The organism is Pseudoalteromonas sp. SCSIO 43095 (genome assembly GCF_023650455.1).
Classification (GTDB): domain Bacteria; phylum Pseudomonadota; class Gammaproteobacteria; order Enterobacterales; family Alteromonadaceae; genus Pseudoalteromonas; species Pseudoalteromonas tetraodonis.
The window spans coordinates 2,843,356-2,868,570 of sequence record NZ_CP087995.1 but is presented as its reverse complement, the minus strand read 5'-3'; the positions used below and the strand labels follow the sequence as shown (position 1 = coordinate 2,868,570).

The window sequence follows — 25,215 nt, the reverse complement described above, 5'->3', positions numbered from 1 at the left end:
AGACCCGTTTGGGTTGTATGGTTAAGTGACTAAGCGTACACGGTGGATGCCTTGGCAGTTGGAGGCGATGAAGGACGTATTAACTTGCGATAAGCCTAGTCAAGCTAGTAAAAAGCGCTTGAGACTAGGATTTCCGAATGGGGAAACCCACCTGCTTGCAGGTATCGTTAACTGAATACATAGGTTAACGAGGCGAACGCGGAGAACTGAAACATCTAAGTACCCGTAGGAAAAGAAATCAACCGAGATTCCGAGAGTAGCGGCGAGCGAAATCGGAACAGCCCTTAAGCTTATTATGTGTTAATGGAAGGCTCTGGAAAGTGCCACGATACAGGGTGATAGTCCCGTACATGAAAACGCATCTTAAGTGAAATCGAGTAGGTCGGAGCACGTGAAACTTTGACTGAATATAGGTGGACCATCATCTAAGGCTAAATACTCCCAACTGACCGATAGTGAACCAGTACCGTGAGGGAAAGGCGAAAAGAACCCCTGTGAGGGGAGTGAAATAGAACCTGAAACCGTGTACGTACAAGCAGTAGGAGCAGACTTGTTCTGTGACTGCGTACCTTTTGTATAATGGGTCAGCGACTTATATTTTGTAGCGAGGTTAACCGATTAGGGTAGCCGTAGGGAAACCGAGTCTTAACTGGGCGAATAGTTGCAAGGTATAGACCCGAAACCCGGTGATCTAGCCATGGGCAGGTTGAAGGTTGAGTAACATCAACTGGAGGACCGAACCCACTAACGTTGAAAAGTTAGGGGATGACCTGTGGTTAGGAGTGAAAGGCTAATCAAACCGGGAGATAGCTGGTTCTCCCCGAAATCTATTTAGGTAGAGCCTCGGACGAATACTTACGGGGGTAGAGCACTGTTAAGGCTAGGGGGTCATCCCGACTTACCAACCCTTTGCAAACTCCGAATACCGTAAAGTACTATCCGGGAGACACACGGCGGGTGCTAACGTCCGTCGTGAAGAGGGAAACAACCCAGACCGCCAGCTAAGGTCCCAAAGTCATAGTTAAGTGGGAAACGATGTGGAAAGGCCCAGACAGCCAGGAGGTTGGCTTAGAAGCAGCCATCCTTTAAAGAAAGCGTAATAGCTCACTGGTCGAGTCGGTCTGCGCGGAAGATGTAACGGGGCTAAACTATGCACCGAAGCTGCGGATTCAAAATTTATTTTGAGTGGTAGGGGAGCGTTCTGTAAGCCGTTGAAGGTGAACCGGGAGGTTTGCTGGAGGTATCAGAAGTGCGAATGCTGACATGAGTAACGATAATGCGGGTGAAAAACCCGCACGCCGGAAGACCAAGGGTTCCTATCCCATGTTAATCAGGGTAGGGTAAGTCGACCCCTAAGGCGAGGCCGAAAGGCGTAGTCGATGGGAAACGGATTAATATTTCCGTACTTGGTATAATTGCGATGGGGGGACGGAGCAGGCTAAGCAAGCATGGCGATGGTAGTCCATGTGAAAGTGTGTAGGCTAGTGACTTAGGTAAATCCGGGTTGCTGTTAGGCTGAGACACGAGACGAGTCACCAAGGTGATGAAGTTGCTGATGCCATACTTCCAGGAAAAGCCTCTAAGCTTCAGATTATACCGAATCGTACCCCAAACCGACACAGGTGGTCAGGTAGAGAATACTAAGGCGCTTGAGAGAACTCGGGTGAAGGAACTAGGCAAAATCGTACCGTAACTTCGGGAGAAGGTACGCTCCTATCTGTGATGAGACTTGCTCTCTAAGCGGACGGGAGCCGCAGTGACCAGGTGGCTGGGACTGTTTATTAAAAACACAGCACTGTGCAAAATCGCAAGATGACGTATACGGTGTGACACCTGCCCGGTGCCGGAAGGTTAATTGATGGGGTTATCTTCGGAGAAGCTCTTGATCGAAGCCCCGGTAAACGGCGGCCGTAACTATAACGGTCCTAAGGTAGCGAAATTCCTTGTCGGGTAAGTTCCGACCTGCACGAATGGTGTAACCATGGCCACGCTGTCTCCACCCGAGACTCAGTGAAATTGAAATCGCAGTGAAGATGCTGTGTACCCGCGGCTAGACGGAAAGACCCCGTGAACCTTTACTACAGCTTGGCACTGAACATTGAACCTACATGTGTAGGATAGGTGGGAGACTTAGAAGCAGAGACGCTAGTTTTTGTGGAGTCGTCCTTGAAATACCACCCTTGTAGTTTTGATGTTCTAACGTTGGCCCCTGAATCGGGGTTACGGACAGTGCCTGGTGGGTAGTTTGACTGGGGCGGTCTCCTCCCAAAGAGTAACGGAGGAGCACGAAGGTTGGCTAAGTACGGTCGGACATCGTACGGTTAGTGTAATGGTAGAAGCCAGCTTAACTGCGAGACAGACACGTCGAGCAGGTACGAAAGTAGGTCATAGTGATCCGGTGGTTCTGAATGGAAGGGCCATCGCTCAACGGATAAAAGGTACTCCGGGGATAACAGGCTGATACCGCCCAAGAGTTCATATCGACGGCGGTGTTTGGCACCTCGATGTCGGCTCATCACATCCTGGGGCTGAAGTCGGTCCCAAGGGTATGGCTGTTCGCCATTTAAAGTGGTACGCGAGCTGGGTTTAGAACGTCGTGAGACAGTTCGGTCCCTATCTGCCGTGGGCGTTTGAGAATTGAGAGGGGTTGCTCCTAGTACGAGAGGACCGGAGTGAACGAACCGCTGGTGTTCGGGTTGTCATGCCAATGGCATTGCCCGGTAGCTACGTTCGGAACTGATAAGCGCTGAAAGCATCTAAGCGCGAAGCAGGCCTCGAGATGAGTTCTCACTAGACTTTTAAAGTCTCTGAAGGGCCGTTGAAGACGACAACGTTGATAGGCAAGATGTGGAAGTGGTGTGAGCCATTAAGCTAACTTGTACTAATTACCCGTGAGGCTTAACCATACAACGCCAAACGCGTTTTATGCGACAGTTTAAGCAAGAAGTTAATAGACTAAAGTAGATTACTGAAAACTTTATTATCAGAATTCCAAATTTATGAGGTGACTCTTAGCGCGTAGCGTTAACATTGAGGCACCTTGCGCAAAGGAAATGTAAGCACTACGTGCTTTGTCATTAATCCTTTGCACCATATTTGCTTGGTGACAATAGCGTTTTGGACCCACCTGACCCCATGCCGAACTCAGTAGTGAAACGAAACAGCGCCGATGATAGTGTAGCATTTGCTATGTGAAAGTAGGACATTACCAGGCTCCAAATTGAGAAAGCCCGACTAGCAATAGTCGGGCTTTTTTACGTCTGCAGGAAAGTAAAAACGCAGGTGAAAGGTAAAAGGCATCAGGTAAAAGGAAAATAATAAGCGCCTAATGCCGACTCTATACATTTGCTATGTGGCTCTTTACCGCTGTGGGCACCACGACACTACCAGGCTCTAAATAAGAGAAACCCGTTACAGTGATGTAGCGGGTTTTTTTACGTCTGCAGGAAAGTAAAAGCGCAGGTGAAAGGTAAAAGGCATCAGGTAAAAGGAAAATAATAAGCGCCTAATGCCAACTCTATACATTTGCTATGTGGCTCTCTACCGCTGTGGGCACCACGACACTCTACTGCGTAGCGCACCGACTCCAAATAAGAGAAAGCCCGACTAGCAATAGTCGGGCTTTTTTACGTCTGGAATAAAGTGAAAATATGGGTTCGAGGTATAAGGGTAAATGTGAGTCTAAGGCTTAACGATGATCCTTAGCACTTTCTTATTTCACGTGCTGGATTGCCGGCAACCACGGTATTTGATGCAATGCTCTTAGTTACCACTGAACCCGCACCAACAACAGTGTTATCACCAATGGTAACACCAGCTAACACAATAACTCCCGCGCCAATCCATACGTTATTACCTATGGAGATTGGTGCTGCAAAGTTTTCTTTATTGAGCCGCTCTATGGGGTTCACAGCATGCGAAACTGCTAATAGTTGAACGTTCGGGCCAATTAAACAATCACTGCCAATGGTAATTGCACCCTCACTAATTGGTGCATCTAATACAGTGCAGTTAATGTTTATAAAAGTACGATCACCTATATGTATTTGCGAGCCATAGTCACAATGAAAGCCCGCTTCAATAATTACTCCATCACCACAGTGTGAGCATAATTCTTTTATTCGCTTTAAATTACCTTTACTGGGGCTTTTATTAAATAAGCGGCAAATTTCGTGCACAGCTTTTCGCTGCGCTAGATTCTCTTTACTAATACTATTAAATGGCTGCATATCAATTTTGTTTAACTTAAATAATGGTGCCTAGCTTAACCTACTTTAAGCATGATGATAATTTGAATAAAATTGCTTTATTTTTATGCATTCACTTGCCATTTATAATGTTTCGTTTAAAATCCACTAACTTTCGAAACGAAACTTAATAGCAGTTACTTAATGACCAAACGAAACACCCAGCAACGCCGTCACCTGATCCTTAGCCAAGTAAATGAGCTTGGTGAAGTGGCCGTTGAGACTCTTGCTGAACAGTTTCAAACATCAGAAGTAACCATTCGAAAAGACTTAACCGCGCTTGAAAAAAGTGGCTTGTTGCTGCGCCGTTATGGTGGAGCTATTGCGCTACCAAAAGAGATTGTAAGCGATGAGATTGATTCTAAGCGCAAAGTAGCCATTGCTAAGGCAGCAGCGGCGCTTATAAAAGATCATAACCGCATTATTATTGACAGCGGGCGTACAACAGCAGCGATGATCCCTGAGTTGGCTACCAAGCAGGGGTTAGTTGTTATGACGAACGCGATTAAAGTAGCAACGCGTTTATTAGCACTTGAAAACGAGCCAACCCTTTTGATGACAGGTGGCACGTGGGATCCGCATTCAGAATCGTTTCAAGGGCAAGTAGCCGAAAATGTACTATGCTCATATGATTTTGATCAGCTGTTCATTGGTGCCGATGGCATTGATGTAGCACGAGGAACAACCACGTTTAATGAACTTGTTGGGCTAAGCCAAGTGATGGCTAAAGCGGCGCGTGAAGTTATTGTGCTGGTTGAGTCAGAAAAAATCGGCCGAAAAATACCAAATTTAGAATTACCGTGGCAAACAGTAACCACATTAATAACCGACAGTGGCTTAGCGCATGATAAACGCGCAGCGATTGAGGCATGTGGTGTAAAACTAATTTGCGCAGAGATTATGGATTAGTAACTACGCCGTGAGTTGCTAGAATTAAAAAATTAATGGAGACACTATGTGTGGAATCGTTGGGGCTGTTGCAGAACGTCCAGTAAATAAAATCTTAGTTGAAGGCCTTAAGCGTCTTGAGTACCGTGGTTATGACTCAGCAGGTGTAGCTTTACTTGAAGGTAATACTCTTAATACAGTTAAAGCAGTTGGTAAGGTTGTAAACTTAGAATCAGCACTTGAACAAGCTGGTGTTAGCGGTCACACAGGTATTGCACACACTCGTTGGGCAACTCATGGCGGTGTAACTGAAGCCAATGCTCACCCACATGTTTCAAGCAATCAATTAGCGCTTGTACATAACGGTATCATTGAAAACCACGCAAGTTTGCGTGCAGCACTTAAAGGCGACGGTTACGAGTTTTTATCAGATACCGACACCGAAGTAATGGTGCATTTAATTCATCAGTTACGTCAGCAGCACACCACTTTATTAGCGTCAGTTCAAGCAGCTGTTAAACAGTTTGAAGGTGCATTTGGTACAGTTGTGTTCGATAAAGCGAATGATAACGAAATTATTGTAGCGCGCTCAGGCAGCCCGTTAGTTATTGGTTTAGGCCTTGGTGAAAACTTTATTGCTTCTGATCAACTTGCATTATTACCGGTGACTCGCAGCTTTATCTTCTTAGAAGAAGGTGATGTAGCGCGCATTACTCGCGACACAGTAGAAATTTTTGATGCCGATGGCAACGCGGTTGAGCGTGAAGTTGTTGAATCAAACATTACACAAGATGCATCAGGTAAAGGTGATTACCGTCACTACATGTTAAAAGAAATTTATGAGCAACCACTTGCAGTACGTAACACCCTTGAAGGGCGTTTAAACAACGACCGCGTAGCAATTGACGCTTTTGGCGACAGTGCACAACAAATATTTAAAGATGTAAAACACGTACAAATTATTGCCTGTGGTACGTCTTACCATTCGGGTATGGTTGCACGTTACTGGCTTGAGCAATTTGCAGGCGTAAGCTGTAATGTAGAAATTGCCTCAGAATTTCGCTACCGCCAGTCGTTTGTACACGAAAAAAGCCTACTAGTAACTATTTCACAATCAGGCGAAACAGCCGATACACTAGCAGCACTGCGCTTAGCCAAAGAGCAAGGCTATATGGGGTCAATGACTATTTGTAACGTACCAGGCTCATCACTTGTACGCGAATCAGACCTTGCCTTTATGACCAAAGCCGGCGCCGAAATTGGCGTAGCATCTACTAAAGCGTTTACTACGCAATTAGTTGGTTTGTTAATGCTTACTGCGTCTATAGCGCAAGAAAAATGCCTTGATCAAAGCGCAATTGTTAATGCAATTAAAGTACTACCTGCAAAATTAGAAGAAACTTTACAGCTTGCAGATAGCATTGCCGAGTTAGCAGAAGAGTTTGCCGACAAGCAACATTCACTATTTTTAGGTCGTGGTTCACAATACCCAATCGCAATGGAAGGCGCGCTTAAGCTTAAAGAAATTTCGTACATTCACGCAGAAGCCTACGCTGCAGGCGAGCTTAAACATGGTCCACTAGCACTAATTGACGCCGACATGCCGATTATTGTTGTAGCACCTAATAACGAACTGCTAGAAAAGCTTAAATCAAACGTAGAAGAAGTACGTGCTCGTGGTGGTATTATTTACGTATTCGCAGATAAAGATTCTCACTTTGAGTCAGACGACACAATGCGTGTAATCAACGTAAACCACGTAGACGACGTAATTGCTCCTGTTGTATATACAATTCCACTACAGTTGCTGTCGTACTATGTAGCGGTCATTAAAGGCACAGATGTTGACCAACCACGTAACTTAGCAAAATCGGTTACAGTTGAGTAAAATCAACAGGTTATAGTTTTTTATTAATGTTAAAAAAGCGCTTAAGGCGCTTTTTTTGTGCCTGAAACTCTGTTAGCTTAAGTAACTTATTATTCTCTAAGGGATTAGTCATGCGTTTATTAACCGTTATTTTTTTTGTTAGCTTTAGTATTTTTAGTTCACAAAGTGCCTTTGCACAAGCTAGCATTAAACAGCAAAGTGCTGATTATTCTCAGTACACACATACATTTAAATCTACTGTTTTAAATGAAGAACGCACTGTTGTTGTACAGTTACCAAAGAGCTATCAAGCTGAGCCAAATAAGGTATATCCTGTCATATATCGCTTAGATGGGGCGGGTAATATATCGCTTGCTAGTGCTGTTATTGAGCGTTTACAAAATGATAATCGTGCGCCTGAGGTTATTATTATCGCTATTGAAAACGCTAATCGACTTAGAGATATGTATCCTACAGTGAATAAAGAGCCACAAGGGCCTGTCGGTGAAGGGGGCGGCGCGGCAAAGTTTTTAGCGTTTTTTGAACAAGAGCTCATTCCTTTAGTAAATAAGAACTATCGCACGCATGACTATAAGGTTATTGCTGGCGCATCTGCTGGTGGTGTATTTGCGCTGTATGCGTTGCAGGCCAAATCTGAGTTATTTCAAGCGCATATTGCGTATAGCCCTGCTGTTTGGTGGAATTATGGCGCAATGGTAAAAAGCACAAAATCATTTATAACTAAAACGAAAGACCTGAATAACTACGTTTACATCAATATCGGCGAAGAAGCCGGCATAATGCGCGAAAGGTATGATGAATTGCTGCAAGGTATGCAATCGCCTAAAGTGCGGGGGTTACGCTTTTTTAATGATGCGTTTGATGGTATCTCACATGGCTTAACCTCTGTTGCTGGCGTATTTAATGCCTATTACAACTTATTTTTACCTAAGCAAATGCCAATCAGTGCTTTAACTGATGATGTAGCTTCTATTGATGCTTATTATCAAACATTATCTCAGCAATGGGGCGAGCAAATATCACCACCGGATCGCGCTGTTAGATCGCTCGGTTATAACTTAACGGGCAGCAAGCAGTTTACCCGCGCTATAGAGGTGTTTAAGTACAATATAAAAAACTACCCAAAATCAGTTGATGCGCTTTCTGCCCTATCTTATGGCTATGAAATGCAAGGTGATACTCGTCAAGCACTTGAACAGATGGAGTCTGCTTTAGCCATTGCAGATGACTCATATCCTTATATAAATTATTTAAGAGAAACAAAAGCTAGGTTGCAGGCAGAGTTTGATAAGCGTAACTAGGGTTTTTAGTTACTGTTAAATAAAAACGACGCGCAAGCGTCTTTTTATTAGTTGTAGTTAAATATTATTTAAATCACTAATCTCTACTTAATAGCTGCTAAATACGCTAAAATTACAGGCTACTTTTTTAGCAATAAGCCCGTAATAAATATGACCTTAGCCACAAGCCCTAGTACTTTTAACGATCTTGGCCTTATTCCAGAGCTAATTGCTCGTTTAACTGATTTACAATATAGCCAGCCTACGCCAATTCAAGCTAAGGCTATTCCTAGTGTGCTTGCGGGCAGTGATTTAATTGCTGGGGCAAATACTGGCTCAGGTAAAACAGCAACGTTTGCGCTGCCAATACTACAAAAAATGTTCCTTGAACAAGGTAGTAAAAGCGCAGCCAGCAAAGGTAACTTTGTAACGGGGCTTATTTTAGTACCTACTCGTGAGCTTGCTACTCAAGTAGCCGATAGCGTTAAATCGTATTCTGCTAACTTTAATGGCGCAATTAAAACGATTGCTGTGTTTGGTGGTGTGTCGGTTAATACGCAAATGCAGGCACTTCGTGGTGGCGCTGATATTATAGTGGCAACACCAGGGCGCTTACTCGATTTAATCTCAAGTAATGCTATTAAGCTCGATAAACTAAATACACTCGTGCTTGATGAAGCCGACCGTATGCTAAGCCTTGGCTTTACCGAAGAGCTTGCTGAGTTATTAGCGTTAATGCCTGCTAAAAAACAAACTATGTTATTTTCAGCAACTTTCCCAGAGCAAGTTAAGCTATTAACACAAGATTTATTAAACGACCCTGTTGAAATACAAGTTCAAAGCAAAGACGAAAGCACTTTAGTACAGCGTGTATTTAGCGTTAATAAAGGCGAGAAAACCACTGTTTTAGCGCATTTAATTAAAACCCATAAATGGCGCCAAGCACTGATTTTTGTTAATGCTAAAAAAGATTGTGAACACTTAGCGCAAAAGCTTGAAAAGCGCGGTGTTAATGCACAAGTTTTTCATGGCGATAAAGGCCAAAGTGAACGTACCCGCGTAATAGAAAAGTTTAAAGCAGGCGAAATTGAAGTGCTAATAGCAACTGATATTGCAGCACGTGGTTTAGATATTGAAAAGCTGCCAGTGGTTATTAACTTTAATCTACCACGCAGCCCTGCTGATTATATGCACCGTATTGGCCGCAGCGGCCGTGCAGGTGAAGTGGGTTTAGCGCTTTCATTAGTTGATTATGAAGATTTACATCACTTTAAAATAATTGAGAAGAAAAACAAACTACGTCTTGAGCGCGAGCAAGTGGCAGGCTTTGCAGTGAACCAAGCGAATGTTGATGCCGCACAGGCGCTTAAAAACGAAAAGCCAATGGCAAAACCCGAAGGCACGGGCAAGAAAAAGAACAAAAAAGCAGATCTTGAAGACGATGTTTGGGCTGGTTGGCGAGGTAAATCTAAGTAACCGGAGTTCAAGTTAAGTAATTAGAGTAAACATTGATCTAAAAAGCCGACGTTACGTCGGCTTCTTTGTGCTGCATCAGTATTTTATTTATAAAATACGTCTACAGTACCTTTTACTTTTATAAGTAATGGTTGGCCACGACGATCTAGCGCTTTAGGTGCGGCAACTTTGATCCAGCTTTCGCTGATGCAGTATTCTTCAACGTCAAAACGCTCTTTGCCGTTCAGAGTTACACCAATTTCATGTTCGAATACTTCTTCTACATAAAACTTGCTGCGTGGATTAATCGAAAGTTGGTCTGGTAACTCTGGTTTATTTGTATCAGTCATAATTGTGATCTGCATTGAATAGATAGTGCGCTATTGTAGGCAATACAGGTGTTATGCTCAAGCACGACAACAATAAATGCTAATAAAGTTAGCTATTAAATTTCACAGTTAAGCGCGGCGGTTTAAATTAATAACTAACAGTGCAGCTTGTCTGCAATTAATGAAACGTTAAACTAGCCAGTGAAAAGCTCATTTTACGTTGGCGTAAGTCAATACTTTTTAAGGTCACATTCACACGCTCACCAATAGTAAATTTTTGTTTGCTGTTGCTCCACTGTTGTTTGGCAGCATTAAATACAAACTCACCTTGGCTGAAGCTACTCACCGCTACTAAACCCTCAACGCCTGTGCAGTCTAGCTCAACAAAAAAGCCAGCGCTTGATACACCACTAATAGTGGCGGTAAATGTATCGCCAAGGTATTTTTCCATATAGCTACATTTTAAGGCGCTTTCTACTTCACGGCTAATATCGTTGGCTTTGCGCGATTGTGCTGAGCAATGCAAGCTTAATGTTTCTATACTTTCAAGGTTATAAGGGTATGCCTTTTTAGCTAACTTGCTAACGCTAGACGCTTTATTAGCAAACACATTTAAGAAGCTTATCGCCCGCTGTAAACCATTTTGCTGCTTAGCCTGAATTTTGGCGCGAATTGCACGATGGGTTACTAAATCTGCATAGCGACGAATTGGCGAGGTAAAGTGAGCGTAAGCATTGTATGCTAGGCCAAAGTGACCTTGGTTATTAGCCGAGTATTCGGCTTGCGATTGTGAGCGCAGTAATAAAGTACGGATCACGCTGGCATCGCTGCGCTGACTAATGTTATTTAGTAGTTTATTGTAATCGGCTGGCGTTGGCTTATCACCGCCGCCAAGCTGCAGTCTTTTTTCGGCCAGTAGCGCCCGTAGCGTTTGTAGCTTTTTCTGTTGTGGCCCTGCATGTACTCTAAATAATCCGGGGATTTGGTGTTTATCTAAAAACTGTGCGGTACACACGTTAGCGCACAGCATAAATTCTTCAATCATGCGGTGTGCGTCATTGCGCTCTATTGGCTCAATACTGGTAATTTTTTGATTTTTATTCAGATTAAGCTTGAGCTCTTGCGTATCAAAGTCAATAGCGCCGCGAAGTTTGCGCGCTGCGCTTAAATCTAAATAAAGATAATGCAAATTTTTAATCAGTGGCGACACATCAGCATTCAATTCGGCTAATTGTTTAGCTGAGCTAGAATGGGATTTAGCAATGACAGCATGTGCTTGTGTGTAGGTTAGCCTTGCATGTGAGTGGATCAGCCCCTCTGTAAAATTAGCTTGAGTCACTTGACCATCTTGGCTAATGGTCATATCACACACTAATACCAGGCGATCTTCATGTGGGTTTAACGAGCACAGGCCATTTGATAATGCTTCTGGCAGCATAGGAACAACTTGTCCCGGGCAATAAATAGAGGTGGCGCGTTGTTGCGCTTCTATATCTAACACATCATTGGGTTTTACATAATGCGACACATCGGCAATAGCGACCAGTAAACGCCAGTTTCCTTGCTCTGTTCTTTCGCAGTATACGGCGTCGTCAAAATCTTTTGCGTCTTCGCCATCAATAGTAACAAACGGAAACAAGCGGTAATCTACACGCGCTAATTTATCTTGCTCGGTTACTTCATTACCAAGTGAACTTGCTTGTGCTAGTAAATCCTTGCTCCAGCTATCTGCAACACCATGACGACGCAGCGCAAGCTTTGTTTCCATACCTGCAGAGTGAGGCAGACCAAGTACTTCGGTTATTTGCACTTGAGTTGCATGGCGAAAAGTAGGGTACTGGGTAATTTTAGTGTTTACATACTGGCCCACACTGGTGTTTGCTAATTGGCACTGCGCTACTTGCACTTTTTGTGGGCATTTTGTGTTATCGGCTACTAGCACGTAGTCTGTGCCTTGGCGCTTTAATATACCGGCTAAATGGGTGGTTTTATGCTCAATAATTTTTATTAATTTATTGTTTGAGCGTTTATGACTAGCGGCTTCTTGTAGTATTTGTACTATATCGCCTTCAAATACGTGAGCTAACTGGTTCTTAGCGATAAATAAATCTTTTTCGCTGGCGCTATAATTAACGAAACCAAAGCCATCTGCATGTAGGGTAATTACACCACTCACAAGTAAGGCTTGATCAATAACTTGGTAACCTTTGTGTTGGCTAAACATAAGTTGGCCATCGCGTTCCATGGCGCGTAAACGCCTTCTGAGGGCTTCTTTTTGCTCAGCATTTTTTAGCTCTAAGGCATGCGCGATTTGTTCACGGTTAAGGTTTTTTTTCATTTTGCCAAAAAGGCTTAAAATAAATTCACGACCCGGGATCGGGTTGTCATAAATTGGTGATGATAATGGTGCGGTTGGGTTCAAATTCATAAAACTCTCTTAAATTCGCCCAGCGCTTTTACTGTGTATCTACAAACTAGGAATATAAAAGACTTAAGATTGATAAAGATAAGGTGGAATAAAGCATAAGGCGAGACTGACTCGAACAGTGAGTCGAAAATAAATTAAGCTGCATAGTACATACTCAATTTTAAATGTTTAGTAATACCAATTACTTAATGTAAGTGGTAAAAAATTAGCTCACAGACAAATTAATTATATGTGAGCTGTTAATACACTAAAGCGTATTATTTAACAGTGTTTATATACAAACAATGTTTTCGGCTTGTGGGCCTTTTTGACCTTGAGTAACAGTAAACTGTACACGTTGGCCTTCAGCTAAAGTTTTGAAACCGTCGCCAGAGATTGCACTGAAATGTGCAAACACGTCTGCGCCAGATTCTTGCTCGATAAAGCCAAAACCTTTTGCTTCGTTAAACCATTTTACTGAACCAGTAGTTGTAGTAGACATAATATGTATCCTAAAAAATTAATATAAGTGTGCCTGAAAAGAGGCGATTGAGCCGGAAAAAATAGTTAACTTGAGGATAACGCGTAGGATTATTACTAAAACAACTCGGTACTAACAAATAAAACAGAACTTCTTTCAAACTAGTATTCTAAATGGGTTATTGCTAACCCATTAAATTGTTATGCAATTAGATGCAAACAATGTTTTCGGCTTGTGGGCCTTTTTGACCTTGAGTAACAGTAAACTGTACACGTTGGCCTTCAGCTAAAGTTTTGAAACCGTCGCTAACAATAGCACTGAAATGTGCAAACACGTCTGCGCCAGATTCTTGCTCGATAAAGCCAAAACCTTTTGCTTCGTTAAACCATTTTACTGAACCAGTAGTTGTAGTAGACATAATATGTATCCTAAAAAATTAATATAAGTGTGCCTGAAAAGAGGCGATTGAGCCGGAAAAAATAGTTAACTTGAGGATAACGCGTAGGATTATTACTAAAACAACTCGGTACTAACAAATAAAACAGAACTTCTTTCAAACTAGTATTCTAAATGGGTTATTGCTAACCCATTAAATTGTTATGCAATTAGATGCAAACAATGTTTTCGGCTTGTGGGCCTTTTTGACCTTGAGTAACAGTAAACTGTACACGTTGGCCTTCAGCTAAAGTTTTGAAACCGTCGCTAACAATAGCACTGAAATGTGCAAACACGTCTGCGCCAGATTCTTGCTCGATAAAGCCAAAACCTTTTGCTTCGTTAAAAAATTTTACTGTACCAGTTGTAGTATTAGACATAATAGTATCCTAAGAATTAATAAAAGTGTGCCTTAAAATAGGCAATTTAACAGGGAGAAAACAAGCATATAACTGAGGATAACGCGCAGGATTATTACTAATAACAACGTGGTACTTACAAATAAGCTGGGTTTTCAATCAACCCGATGCAGGCATGTTAGAGTAAGTTAAAACATGTAGCAAGCTTTATATAATTAAAAGTTATATAAAACGGCATGATTATTTTATATCCTTTTGTAAATTAAAGGTTTTATTTTTTAACTTTGTTTTGCATTTTTGATGTGTTTTGATTTTATAGTAGTTACATTCATAAATTTAGTCATTTAACTTTCATAAAAATTACCTTTATTAGTCATATCTATTTTTTATAGTGCAGCGGTTGATCTTTTTGTGGTCACACATTTTTTAAAAAATAATCACTAAATAATGGGAATTATGGATGAAAATTAAAAAAGTTGCTGCGGCAATAGCGCTAACATTTGCGTTTAACGCAGCTAGTTATGCCAATGTATTACCGCAAAGCCAAAAAGACAGCAGTTGGTATAGTGCTGCGCAAACAAAATTAACAACAAAAACTACCCAAGCGCAGAGTGTTAAAGCCACCAAAGCTAAAAACGTAATTTTATTTGTTGGTGATGGTATGGGGGTATCAACGCTAACCGCCGCACGTATTTTACAAGGACAACGCAATAACCAATCGGGGGAGGAGGGTTACTTAAGCTTTGAGGCATTTCCGTATTCCGCACAAGTTAAAACCTATAACGTAGATGCACAAACTCCCGATTCTGCGGGCACTATGACTGCGATGATCTCGGGTGTAAAAACCGATGTTGGCGTAATAGGTGTTGACGAAAATATAGAGCGTGGGGTGTGTTCAACAGTTGCGGGCAACGAGTTACTAACAGCAACAGAGCTGGCAGAAATTAAAGGCCTAGCAACTGGGGTTATTTCAACAGCGCGAATTACCCATGCAACGCCTGCAGCAACGTATGCTAAATCGGCCGATCGTAACTGGGAAGATATTTCAGACATGCCAGAGGATGCAATTGCAGCTGGCTGTGAAGATATTGCCTCGCAACTAATTAACTTTGAAAAAAACCTAGAGGCGCGTTTTGTTGGTACTGATATAGATGGCCTTGATGTTGTTATGGGCGGCGGACGTCGGCACTTTTTACCCAAAAACGTAGCAGCTAATTCAACAGACGCAGTAAGCGCAATAGAAGGGGATCGTACCGATAATCGTAATTTGATTAGTGAATGGCAAGCGCAATACCCTACTGCAACGTATGTTATGGACCAAACCGGCTTTGATAATATTGCCGATGACGCTACTAAAGTATTTGGCTTATTTAACGAATCCCACATGCAATACGAAGCAGACCGCGCAAACGATATTGCTGGCGAGCCTTCACTTACCGATATGACTACTAAAGCAATTGAAGTGCTGGGCAAAAACGACAAAGGCTTTTTCTTAACCGTTGAATCGGGTCGTATTGATCACGCGCACCATGCGGGCAATGCCTATAATGCACTTAACGACACAATAGAATTGGCCAAAGCGGTACAAGCTGCGGTTGATAACACCAATCCAGAAGAAACCCTCATTTTAGTCACTGCCGATCACAGTCATGTATTTACTATTGCGGGCTATCCCAAACGCGGCAACCCTATTTTAGGTCAAGTTGTGGCCGTGGGCGAAACAGCCCCCAGCCTAGCTGCCGATAACAAGCCCTATACCACAGTTGGTTACGCCAATGGTTTAGGGTTTAGAAACTTAGGTGATGAAACAGATGCCGATGCAAGCTATGTAAGTGCTGCTGTGGCAGGGCGCGTTGAGTTACAAGGGATTGATACAACAACCCCTGGTTTTCATCAAGAAACAACAGTGCCATTGGCCTCGGAAACACACGCAGGTGAAGACATTTCATTGCATGCAACAGGCCCCAGTGCTCAGCTTGCACAAGGCGTAATTGAGCAAAATGTAGTGTTTCATATAATTAATCAAGCTCTTGAACTAACTCAGCAATAATGGCGGCTAACATGAAAAAATTAACGGTACTTTCTTTAGCAGTAACTCTTGCACTAACGGGTTGCTCAGGTGACAGCGATAAAAACCAAAATAGTATATTAACTGTCAATAACGTAATTGCTGTCGGGTCTGAGCAATGTGTTAACGGCGGAGTAACAACACAAACAGGCGAAGATACCAACGGTAATGGAATATTAGAAAGCAGTGAGGCTACATCAAGTAACTTAGTATGTAATGCACCAGCTACGTCGCTTAGCAGCGAGCAGTTAGCATCGCTTACTAGTAATGCTTGGTTTAGTGATGCACAAACCAAGTTAGCAACCACAAAAACAGCAAATGCGAGCATAGTGACTGAGTCAGGCAAGGCTAAAAATGTTATTTTATTTGTTGGCGATGGTATGGGAATTTCGACAATAACTGCAGCGCGTATTTTAGCCGGGCAGTTAGAAGGTGAAATGGGTGAGGAGCATCAATTAAGCTTTGAAACTATGCCGTATTCAGGTTTTGTAAAAACCTATAACGTAGATGCACAAACGCCCGATTCGGCCGGCACTATGACCGCAATGGCCTCAGGGGTTAAAACCGATGTGGGTGTTATTGGTATTGATGAAGCGGTTGAGCGTGGTAATTGTGTGTCGGGCAAAGGACATGAGCTAGTTACCTCACTAGAGCTTGCTGAAATTGCGGGTAAAGCGACCGGTATTATTTCAACTGCCCGCATTACTCATGCAACACCTGCGGCTATGTACGCAAAATCGGCCGATCGTAACTGGGAAGATATTTCTGATATGCCCGCGAGCGAGTCAGCTAATTGTGAAGATATTGCATCGCAACTGGTTAACTTTGAGGCCAACCTAAAAGCGCGCTTTAATGGTGTTGATGTAGATGGCATTGATGTTGTTATGGGTGGCGGGCGTCGTCATTTTTTACCAAAAGATGCTGCGTTTAATTCAGCCGATGCAGTAAGTGCAGTTGAAGGGGATCGTACTGATAATCGTAATTTAATTAGTGAATGGAAAACGCAATATCCAAATGGTACTTACGTAATGGATCAAACCGGTTTTGATGCAATTAGCGATGATGCTACTAAAGTATTTGGGCTGTTTAACGAATCTCACATGCAGTACGAAGCAGACCGCGCAAATGATATTGCTGGCGAGCCTTCGCTTTCACAAATGACCGAAAAAGCCATAAATGTACTGGGCAAAAACGACAAAGGGTTTTTCTTAACCGTTGAGTCGGGTCGTATTGATCACGCGCACCATGCGGGTAATGCATATAACGCTTTAAACGACACCATTGAATTGGCAAAAGCAGTACAAGTTGCGGTTGATAACACCAATCCAGAGGAAACGCTTATTGTTGTAACAGCCGATCACAGCCATGTATTTACCATTGCGGGTTACCCTAAACGCGGTAATCCTATTTTAGGTAAAGTGGTGGGCGTAGGCGAAACAACGCCAAGCCTAGCGGCCGATGATATGCCATATACAACGCTAGGTTATACCAATGGTGGTGGTTTTAGAAACCTCGGTAGCGAAACAGATGCTGACGTAGGTTATAACTTTGCACCAGTAACAGGGCGGGTTGATTTAACCAATGTTGATACTACTACCCCTGGTTTTCATCAAGAAGCGCTGGTACCAATGAGCTCAGAAACACACGCAGGTGAAGATGTTGGCGTATATGCTATAGGCCCTGGTGCGCACTTAGTGACAGGCACTAATGAGCAAAGCTTTTTATTTCATGTAATGGACTTTGCCGCAGATTTAGTTAAAACAGCAAACGACAAAGTGGCGCAGTAGTAAGTTTATAATTTGTGTGTGCAAAACAACTCGTACTCTGTGCGGGTTGTTTTTATATTATATTTTGTCATAAAACAGCCATTATTTTTAGCTATGTTAAAAGCATAAATTAGAGCATTTAAAAAGAGTACCCAATGAAAAAAGCATTATTAATGATGACCGTATTATTCAGTAGCAGCGCTTTTTCCCAGCAATGCAATGTTAACCCAGCGCTATTAAAAGCAACTTACACTGTAACCAACAATAAAAATAACGAGCCAACAACTCAAGCGCTAACCCTGTGGCGAAACCAGCAACAAGTAGCGCATCAAAACGAAATAACGACCGAACTGTGGCAGCATTTAACTAATAAGCAAATACGGCCAATTCGTTACTTTAATGCTCAGCAGCGGGGTATTGAATACCAACCGTCAGAAGTACGTGGAGTACAAAACTGGAGTGCAAAAAACCAGCTGGTGGATGCGCATTTAATAGCAAAAATGACGTTAGTAAATACTCAGGGTACAGGTTGTGATGAAGTAAAAAACTATGTGTTAAACGAAGCTGAAACTGAGTATAAGCTGGCTTTATTTACACAGTCAAAGTTGGTTAAAACATTTAGTGTCAGCAGTAAAAAAGGCCAAGTAAGCACCTTACTCAGCCTTAATAATGTAAGCAGTAACGAGAAAGCGATAGTTGCTCAGTTTGCTAAATGGGATAACTTTCAAACTACTGACTATGCCGATATAGGCGACAACGAAAACGATCCCTTTTTAGCTAAAATGATTAACCTTGGTTTTATTGAGCATAGCGCCACTGGCTTTTATAACCAGCAGGGGCAAGCTATCCAAGGTGAGCATTATCATTAGATTTTTTGGGCTTGGCAGCGTCCTCTGTTAAGCCCGCAATATAGTCGTTGTCGTCGCAGGTATTTAAATCTTCTTGTGCTTGTTTGTCTTGTTGCAGTACTTGTTTTAAATCTTCCATACGCTGGCGTACAGCTACACCGTAGCTAATATCGTCGCCCCATAATTTTGCTAACTGTAATACACTGGCGCGGTCGTGATCTCTAAATAGCTTACCAGCTCGCTCGGCATCGGGTTTATTGTTACCTAATAACTCGAGCGCTTTAACTGCAAGGCTGATGGCAGAATCAACAGTTTCACGATTAAAGGCATCTACTTTTAAATTAAGTAACTGATACGCATGGCGGCGGTCGATTGCGCGAGCAACTATTTTAAGTTGCGGGTAGTTTTTATGCGCGAGCTTAATTATCTCAATGGTTTTATCGGGGTTATCAATTGCAATTACCAGCATTTGCGCGGTGTGCGCGCCTGCTGCTTCAAGGAGTTCTTGGCGAGCAGCATCACCGTAAAATACAGTGTTACCAAAGCGGCGCAGCAGTTCTATTTGGCTTGGGCTGTGATCAAGTACGGTAATTTCGTAGCCTTGTGCATGTAATAAACGTCCCATAATTTGCCCAAAGCGGCCATAGCCCGCAATAATTACGTGTTTAGCGGTATTTATTTGTTCTGGTTTATCAAACTCAGGCTTAGTGCTACTACTGCGTTTTTGTATTTGTTCATACAGCATCAGTAATAAAGGGGCTATCAACATAGATACCGCAACCACTAAGGTCACTAGACTGGTTTGTTCTGGGGTTAAAATACTTAATGTGGTGCTCACGCTTAAAAGTACAAAAGCAAATTCACCACCTTGTGCTAGTGCCAATGTAAACAATAGTTTTTGCTTTGAGCTAATTTTAAATGTGACAGCAAGGGCAAACAAAATGAAGGCTTTAATGACAATTAATAAGGCAACTAAAGCAACCACGGTACTAAATTGATTAAATAATAGCTCAAAATTAATTGAAGCCCCCACAGTGATAAAAAATAGTCCCAGTAATAATCCTTTAAAGGGCTCTATGTCGGCTTCTAATTCGTGTCTAAATTCACTTTCGGCCAATACTACACCGGCTAAAAAAGTACCTAAAGCAGGTGATAGGCCAATACTGTGCATTACAAGCGAAATAGCCACGACTAAAAACAATGCAAAAATAGTGAATATTTCACGCATGTGAGTTTGTGCTATGTATCTAAACAGTGGTGCCGACACATATTTACCACCAGCAATGATAGCGGCAATAACGCCAACAGAGACGCCTACTTGTTGCCAAACAGGCCAGCCTGCAATGATTGAATCGCTAATTTGTTTTGAACTACTTGGTGCAGCAAAGGCCAGTAAGGGGAGTAGCGCTAAAATAGGAATAATGGCGATATCTTGAAATAATAAGACCGAAAATGCGTTTTGTCCGGCCTCTTGTTTTAACCAGCCTTTTTCTTCGAGGCTCTGCAATACAATTGCGGTAGAGGAAAGTGCCAGCATTAAACCAATGGCCAATGCGGTTTGCCTATGCATGCTAAAAAACCAATAACAAAAGGCAAAAATAACCGCCGCAGTTAGCACCACTTGTAAGCCACCAAGCCCTAAAATAGAGTGCCGAAGCTTCCATAGTCGTGAGGGTTGTAGTTCAAGTCCGACTAAAAATAGCATCATCACTACGCCAAATTCGGCAAAGTGCATTATATCGGTTTGATCCCCTACGACTCCCAATGCATAGGGACCAATTAGTATGCCAGCAATTAAATAACCCAGTACTGATCCTAAGCCAAGTCGTTTGGCAATAGGAACAGCTACAATGGCGGCGGCTAAATAAATTAAAGCAATTTCTAACACGCATTTATCCTAATAATTTCAAGACATTTATCATGGCTTAGGTGTTAGTAAAATACAATAACGGATGTAATGAACAGCCATTTATTTCGCTTTATTAGTGTATTATCGGTCTAATTTTACAGTGCCTGAAATATTATCAATACTGACATCACCCGAGCCTGCTTCTGTAATAGTTAGCGCTTTAGCGTAATTAACGCGAATATCGCCAGAGCCATCATCAATCGTCACGCTTGAGCCAATATGTTCAATCAACATATCTCCTGAGTTATCGTCTACGGTGACTGCGCCATTAATATGTTTAATAGTTATGCCGCCCGAGCCATCTTCAACATTTAATACGCCTGTTACGTTAGTAACTTGCATTTCGCCCGAGCCATCTTCAATAGCGACATTACCACTGACATTATCAATATCAATGCTGCCTGAGCCGTCATTTAATACTAAGTCGCCGACCACATTTTTTACGTAAATATTGCCCGAGCCATCATCAATATTTAGGTTTTTAGCACTATTGATAGATAAGCTGCCAGAACCATCTTTTACATCAATATTGCTTTGCATCTCGTTAATAACAATATCGCCTGAGCCGTCGTTAATATCTAAATTTAGGGTGTTAGGTACGGTAACAACTAAATTGATACTTGGTGATTGCCCACTGTAAAAGCTAATCCCATTATTACTTTTATTTTGTGCAACAAGTTTTGCTTGTGTACCGCTTTTCTCAAGGGTGAGTTCGTATTCATCGTCAATGTCGGCGGTGTAAATGATGGCATCAACGCTAATACTGGTTGCAGTATTAGAGCCCTGAATATCGAGCGAACCGGCACCACTTAATATCGTTAAGTACCCAAGGTTATTGCTTGGTAGTGAAAGCTGCTGGGTTTGTTTAACTGATGCGACACTGGGCGATATGTGAAATACACAACCGCTGAGTAATAAAATGCCACTAATTAATGAAACGGGCTTAGTGAAGTTCAATAGAGTTGATGCGCTCATGTTTAGTCCTTTGATATTGATTATTTTAGTTAATATACAAGTATGGAGCAAAATTGAGGCCGAAATGTAAGTTGTTGTTTTATATGAGGTGGCAGCAGTAATTAAAAAGTTAAAATGCCAAAATATGGTTAAAAATACTAAATGTTAATAAAAAGGATGCACACTGCATCCTTTTGTAATTACTCTATTGTTAATGGGCGTTTTACTTAAAAATTGTAAGTAATGTTACCGTATAAAAAGCGCCCATCTAAACTGTAGGGTGTGTAAGGCGTGTACGGAAATATTTGGCCAAAGTTAGAATAGCCAATATTATCTACCGTTGCTTGAGGGTACTGATCGAACAAGTTATTTGCACCCACTGCAAATTTCCACGCTTCGTTAGGACGATAAGCGACTTCTAAATCGGCAATCCATTTAGCATCTAAATATTCATCACCCTCGCTGGTGGTTGAAATATCTGCCACTTCCCCATAGCGAGTTGCACGCAAGGTTGTTTGCCATTGGTTAAAGCTCCAAACAGCCGATAGGTTTAGTTTGTTATCGGGTGTGCCTTGCTCAAAACGGCCCTACTTCACGACGGGCAAATACCACGTAGTCATCGCCTAAAGAATTTAGCTCGCTCGGGTTTGCATCTACATGAGTCACTTCGGTATCGTTAATGTTTGCCGCCGCATTTAAGCGCACATCACCCAATGTATTTAAATCAAGTGTGTACGTTGCCACAATATCAACACCTTGCGTGCGCGAATTGATGGCGTTGGTAAAGTAACGAACACTTTCGGTATTTAGCTCGCCAGCATTCGCTAGAATTTGCTGTACAGCGTTACCGCTTAAGTTTTCAGAGAGTACAATCCGGTCATCAATATCAATGCGGTACGCATCAACTGTTAAGCTAAAGCCACCTTGAGTGTAAACAAATCCAGCGGTAACGTTAACTGAGTCTTCTGCATCGAGCTGTTTTGCACCTAACGCTTGAGCTGCAGGAGCAGAGCTTGGGAATAGACCAACTTCAAAAGGCTGGTTATTTTCGAGAATAGTCGATATTTGACGGTACGAGCTTTGTGCAAGTGACGGCGCACGAAAGCCAGTACTTGCCGCACCACGTAACGATAGGTTGTCGTTAATACTGTAACGCGTGGCTAATTTTGAAGTAAATGTGTTACCAAAATCGCTGTAATCTTCATAGCGACTGGCTAAAACAACATTCCATTTATCAGTTAAGTAAGTATCAAATTCAGCAAATACAGCAACATTATGACGACTTTCATTGGTTGTGCTTTGCGGCCCAAATCCAGGAAGCACTTGCGCACCGCCAGCAGCAATTGGGTTGCCGTTGTTATCAAGCGCAGTAATATAAGAGGCTTCCTCGCCTTGCTCTATTTTATAGCTTTCACGGCGGTATTCAGCACCAATAGTGAAAAACACATCATCGGGTAGACCAAAATCAACGCTGGTATTGGCATCAAAATTAACTAAAAATTGATCGTAAACCATGGCGCCGTTATCAAACTCAGTTTGGCTATTAGTACCTAAAGAAGTATTGAGGCTATTTACAACGCCTAAACCAAAGTCATTTCGGCCGTAGTTAGTGCTTACATCCCAAGTCCAGTCGCCACTATCGCCTTGTAAACCAAGTGCCAACGAGTAATCTTTTACGTCGGTAGCAATTTGTGGCAAAAAGCCATTAGGGTATAGTTCTAAAACATTGCGGCTGTCTTTTGCACGACGGTAAAATCCGCCCGAGTTACCTTCACGCTCTGAATAGCTACCAAACGAATAAACATTATAGCCATTCTCTAAATCGTATCCCATATTGTAAAACAAAGCGTAGTCTTCCAGCGCTGCTTTACCAAAACGGTGATTGTAGCGATCAATTGTAAATTCGCGTGGGTCTAGGCTGCCATCATCTAGGCGGCTGTATTGTTCGCGCGGATCAAAACCAGAGCGTTGAGTTGAGTCGTTATCACGGTATTCAACTGATACATTTACAAAACCATTGTCTGTTAATGAAAAACCTGAGTTTGCGCTAATTGTGCGTGTACTACCGTCGTTAACGTGACGATCGTCGCCTAAATTAAATGCAAGGTTGCCGTTATCATCCGCATAAGTGCTATTTAGTTGCGGTACACCGGCCATTTGGCTGTCGTATTGGCCATAAGTTACGCTAACACTGCCGCCTTCGGTGGCATCTTTTAAAACAATATTGATTACTCCCGCAATGGCGTCAGAACCATATTGTGCTGCAGCCCCATCGCGCAGAACTTCAACACGCTTAATTGCAGAGGTTGGGATCATGTTTAAATCAACCGCGGTAGAGCCGCGACCAACCGTGCCCCCTAAGTTTAATAACGCACCAGAGTGGCGACGCTTACCGTTAATAAGGACTAAAGTGTGATCGGGCGCAAGGCCTCTTAAAACCGCTGGGCGAGCATGATCGGTGCCATCAGAGAGTGTGGCACTTGGGTAGTTAAAGCTTGGTACTTGGTTAGCGAGCACTTGGCTAATTTCAAGTTGCCCTGTACTTGCCATATCGTCACTGCTAATAATATCTACAGGCACAGTACTTTGCGCAATACTACGCAAACTGCGGCGCGTGCCTGTTACTGAAATTACTTCGATATTTTCTTCGACTTGGTTAGTTTGCTCAGCCGCATTCGCAGCTGAAAAAGAGGCGCCAAGTGCGGTGGTAATAGCCAAGCTAAGTGCTAATTTTTTATTAGCTGATAAATGCTGAAAAGTCATTGAGCGTGCCTTGAAGATTTTGAAAAGGACGCATCATATATAAGCGGCTAGTGCATCGCAAAGATCTAAATTGACTAAGTTATTCAACTATTTTCATAAAAATAAGTGATCGGAATAATAGATTGAAACAGGAACAGACAAGGAGGCTAAAATATAGGATTATGCTTATTTAGGCAGCGAAAATGACTAACTTGGTTTAAAGCTTTGTTAAAGGGGTTTAATTATAAAGAAGCTACAGGCCAAACGATTAATGTGGCCTGTAGGGAATTAAAATTTATTCAGGTGCTACTTCAAGGGTGGTAAATAATACATAGCGGCTGGCGTCTACATCTTTTTCGTTTACTGTCACTTTTTGAGAGGTTTCGATTAGGTATAGGCCTGGCTCTTTCCACGTTGTGCTAAACATGCCGTTTTTGTCGGTCGTTACTTTTATTTCGCCACGTTCGTTACGATAGCGTGTATCACCTTTTAAAATGCTGACTTCAATGCCTTCGCCAACCGGCTTTCCATCGCTTATTAGCTGAAAGCGCGCTTGCTCGCCAACAAATAAATCGTTTGGATGCGTTGGGCCGCTAAGCTCTAAGCCTTGACCTAATTGTGCTGGTTTAGAGGTACCATTATGACTAACAAAGGTATCAACAGTAGAGATGGTTTTAATTGTAGTGATGTCGCTGGCGTCTTTAGGTAGATTGGCATCTGCTTTTTTGGCGAATACACGGCTTCGCTCACCTGCTGCATTTTTGTAGAATGTCATGTACATAGGTTTTTGCGTCATCGCAATATGATAGGTGCCTTGTTGCTGAAGTTTTACTGCAGCAGAGCTTTTGCGTTGTAGGTAATAGGCACGAATGGTATCGCTAACTTGCTCGCCATTTGGGGCAAGTGCCATAAGCAGAGTATCGTCGTATTCAGCGCCTTTTGTGCTTGGACGAAATGCTTTATCAGGTGCAAAAATTTCGTTAGAAATACTCGCATCAATCATTACATAATGGGCTTTATCCCCTGATAGCGAGGTATGCGAAGGTAGTAACCAGCGGCCATGTGCACTTGCAGCTGTTGATACCAGCGTCGATAAACTCAGTACGCCAATGAGTGCTGTTTTTAATAAATTAACGTTCATTATTTTTCCTTTAAATTT

General features: G+C 42.4%; 16 protein-coding genes, 2 rRNA genes and 1 pseudogene. 9 read left to right on the top strand and 10 right to left on the bottom strand.

Features of this window, described 5'->3' with window-relative positions:
- Positions 1-19 precede the first annotated feature (19 nt).
- Positions 20-2,906, top strand: a 23S ribosomal RNA gene (locus tag LOC50_RS13515).
- Between the two features lie 193 nt (positions 2,907-3,099).
- Positions 3,100-3,214: ribosomal RNA gene (gene rrf / locus LOC50_RS13510) — 5S ribosomal RNA — on the top strand.
- Positions 3,215-3,701: 487 nt separating this feature from the next.
- Here rrf and LOC50_RS13505 read toward each other — a convergent pair.
- Positions 3,702-4,229, bottom strand: a complete 528-nt coding sequence (locus LOC50_RS13505) for a sugar O-acetyltransferase (protein WP_250653362.1) — start codon at positions 4,227-4,229, stop codon at positions 3,702-3,704.
- A 162-nt stretch (positions 4,230-4,391) separates the two neighbouring features.
- On the opposite strand from LOC50_RS13505, the gene LOC50_RS13500 reads away from it, so the two are divergent.
- The 4 genes from LOC50_RS13500 to LOC50_RS13485 all read left to right on the top strand — a co-directional run bounded on the left by LOC50_RS13500 (position 4,392) and on the right by LOC50_RS13485 (position 9,779).
- Positions 4,392-5,156: a DeoR/GlpR family DNA-binding transcription regulator gene (locus LOC50_RS13500; RefSeq protein WP_036956986.1), complete on the top strand. Its 765-nt coding sequence runs from the start codon at positions 4,392-4,394 to the stop codon at positions 5,154-5,156.
- Positions 5,157-5,202: 46 nt separating this feature from the next.
- Positions 5,203-7,023, top strand: a complete 1,821-nt coding sequence (gene glmS, locus LOC50_RS13495) for a glutamine--fructose-6-phosphate transaminase (isomerizing) (RefSeq protein WP_250653361.1) — start codon at positions 5,203-5,205, stop codon at positions 7,021-7,023.
- A gap of 110 nt (positions 7,024-7,133) precedes the next feature.
- Complete coding sequence (locus LOC50_RS13490) at positions 7,134-8,324, top strand: alpha/beta hydrolase-fold protein (protein ID WP_250653360.1); 1,191 nt, start codon at positions 7,134-7,136, stop codon at positions 8,322-8,324.
- A 150-nt stretch (positions 8,325-8,474) separates the two neighbouring features.
- A complete protein-coding gene (locus LOC50_RS13485) occupies positions 8,475-9,779 on the top strand; it encodes a DEAD/DEAH box helicase (protein ID WP_250653359.1) in 1,305 nt (434 codons plus the stop codon).
- 83 nt (positions 9,780-9,862) lie between these two features.
- On the opposite strand, the gene LOC50_RS13480 is transcribed toward LOC50_RS13485, so the two are convergent.
- From LOC50_RS13480 to LOC50_RS13460, 5 genes are all read right to left on the bottom strand, one after another.
- Entirely contained in the window at positions 9,863-10,108 is a 246-nt protein-coding gene (locus tag LOC50_RS13480) for a DUF3297 family protein (protein WP_172459242.1), read from the bottom strand.
- 157 nt (positions 10,109-10,265) lie between these two features.
- A complete protein-coding gene (rnr, locus tag LOC50_RS13475; RefSeq protein WP_250653358.1) occupies positions 10,266-12,515 on the bottom strand; it encodes a ribonuclease R in 2,250 nt (749 codons plus the stop codon).
- A 271-nt stretch (positions 12,516-12,786) separates the two neighbouring features.
- Positions 12,787-12,996, bottom strand: coding sequence for a cold-shock protein (locus tag LOC50_RS13470; RefSeq protein WP_064664818.1), 210 nt, complete (start codon positions 12,994-12,996; stop codon positions 12,787-12,789).
- Positions 12,997-13,183: 187 nt separating this feature from the next.
- The gene (locus tag LOC50_RS13465) at positions 13,184-13,393 is read right to left on the bottom strand and encodes a cold-shock protein (RefSeq protein ID WP_250653357.1); all 210 of its coding nucleotides are present in this window, start codon (positions 13,391-13,393) and stop codon (positions 13,184-13,186) included.
- Positions 13,394-13,580: 187 nt separating this feature from the next.
- Positions 13,581-13,790, bottom strand: coding sequence for a cold-shock protein (locus tag LOC50_RS13460; protein WP_250653356.1), 210 nt, complete (start codon positions 13,788-13,790; stop codon positions 13,581-13,583).
- Positions 13,791-14,229: 439 nt separating this feature from the next.
- Between LOC50_RS13460 and LOC50_RS13455 the strand changes: the two genes are divergently transcribed.
- From LOC50_RS13455 to LOC50_RS13445, 3 genes are all read left to right on the top strand, one after another.
- Entirely contained in the window at positions 14,230-15,819 is a 1,590-nt protein-coding gene (locus tag LOC50_RS13455) for an alkaline phosphatase (RefSeq protein WP_250653355.1), read from the top strand.
- Between the two features lie 11 nt (positions 15,820-15,830).
- Positions 15,831-17,624: an alkaline phosphatase gene (locus LOC50_RS13450; protein ID WP_250653354.1), complete on the top strand. Its 1,794-nt coding sequence runs from the start codon at positions 15,831-15,833 to the stop codon at positions 17,622-17,624.
- Between the two features lie 134 nt (positions 17,625-17,758).
- Positions 17,759-18,472, top strand: a complete 714-nt coding sequence (locus LOC50_RS13445) for a hypothetical protein (RefSeq protein WP_250653353.1) — start codon at positions 17,759-17,761, stop codon at positions 18,470-18,472.
- Here LOC50_RS13445 and LOC50_RS13440 read toward each other — a convergent pair.
- From LOC50_RS13440 to LOC50_RS13425, 4 genes and pseudogenes are all read right to left on the bottom strand, one after another.
- Positions 18,447-20,339, bottom strand: a complete 1,893-nt coding sequence (locus LOC50_RS13440; RefSeq protein ID WP_250653352.1) for a monovalent cation:proton antiporter-2 (CPA2) family protein — start codon at positions 20,337-20,339, stop codon at positions 18,447-18,449. The genes LOC50_RS13445 and LOC50_RS13440 overlap by 26 nt on opposite strands.
- Positions 20,340-20,441: 102 nt before the next feature.
- Entirely contained in the window at positions 20,442-21,335 is an 894-nt protein-coding gene (locus LOC50_RS13435; protein WP_250653351.1) for a DUF4097 family beta strand repeat-containing protein, read from the bottom strand.
- 206 nt (positions 21,336-21,541) lie between these two features.
- Positions 21,542-24,077 (bottom strand): annotated as a pseudogene (locus LOC50_RS13430) (TonB-dependent receptor plug domain-containing protein).
- A 274-nt stretch (positions 24,078-24,351) separates the two neighbouring features.
- The gene (locus tag LOC50_RS13425) at positions 24,352-25,197 is read right to left on the bottom strand and encodes a DUF4198 domain-containing protein (protein ID WP_069438887.1); all 846 of its coding nucleotides are present in this window, start codon (positions 25,195-25,197) and stop codon (positions 24,352-24,354) included.
- Positions 25,198-25,215: the final 18 nt, after the last annotated feature.

What these genes read in the sequence shown, in the direction of transcription:
- LOC50_RS13505 (WP_250653362.1), bottom strand. Translation starts at nt 4,229, where the DNA reads ATGCAGCCATTTAATAGTATTAGTAAAGAGAATCTAGCGCAGCGAAAA.
- LOC50_RS13500 (WP_036956986.1), top strand. Translation starts at nt 4,392, where the DNA reads ATGACCAAACGAAACACCCAGCAACGCCGTCACCTGATCCTTAGCCAA.
- glmS (WP_250653361.1), top strand. Translation starts at nt 5,203, where the DNA reads ATGTGTGGAATCGTTGGGGCTGTTGCAGAACGTCCAGTAAATAAAATC.
- LOC50_RS13490 (WP_250653360.1), top strand. Translation starts at nt 7,134, where the DNA reads ATGCGTTTATTAACCGTTATTTTTTTTGTTAGCTTTAGTATTTTTAGT.
- LOC50_RS13485 (WP_250653359.1), top strand. Translation starts at nt 8,475, where the DNA reads ATGACCTTAGCCACAAGCCCTAGTACTTTTAACGATCTTGGCCTTATT.
- LOC50_RS13480 (WP_172459242.1), bottom strand. Translation starts at nt 10,108, where the DNA reads ATGACTGATACAAATAAACCAGAGTTACCAGACCAACTTTCGATTAAT.
- rnr (WP_250653358.1), bottom strand. Translation starts at nt 12,515, where the DNA reads ATGAATTTGAACCCAACCGCACCATTATCATCACCAATTTATGACAAC.
- LOC50_RS13470 (WP_064664818.1), bottom strand. Translation starts at nt 12,996, where the DNA reads ATGTCTACTACAACTACTGGTTCAGTAAAATGGTTTAACGAAGCAAAA.
- LOC50_RS13465 (WP_250653357.1), bottom strand. Translation starts at nt 13,393, where the DNA reads ATGTCTACTACAACTACTGGTTCAGTAAAATGGTTTAACGAAGCAAAA.
- LOC50_RS13460 (WP_250653356.1), bottom strand. Translation starts at nt 13,790, where the DNA reads ATGTCTAATACTACAACTGGTACAGTAAAATTTTTTAACGAAGCAAAA.
- LOC50_RS13455 (WP_250653355.1), top strand. Translation starts at nt 14,230, where the DNA reads ATGAAAATTAAAAAAGTTGCTGCGGCAATAGCGCTAACATTTGCGTTT.
- LOC50_RS13450 (WP_250653354.1), top strand. Translation starts at nt 15,831, where the DNA reads ATGAAAAAATTAACGGTACTTTCTTTAGCAGTAACTCTTGCACTAACG.
- LOC50_RS13445 (WP_250653353.1), top strand. Translation starts at nt 17,759, where the DNA reads ATGAAAAAAGCATTATTAATGATGACCGTATTATTCAGTAGCAGCGCT.
- LOC50_RS13435 (WP_250653351.1), bottom strand. Translation starts at nt 21,335, where the DNA reads ATGAGCGCATCAACTCTATTGAACTTCACTAAGCCCGTTTCATTAATT.
- LOC50_RS13425 (WP_069438887.1), bottom strand. Translation starts at nt 25,197, where the DNA reads ATGAACGTTAATTTATTAAAAACAGCACTCATTGGCGTACTGAGTTTA.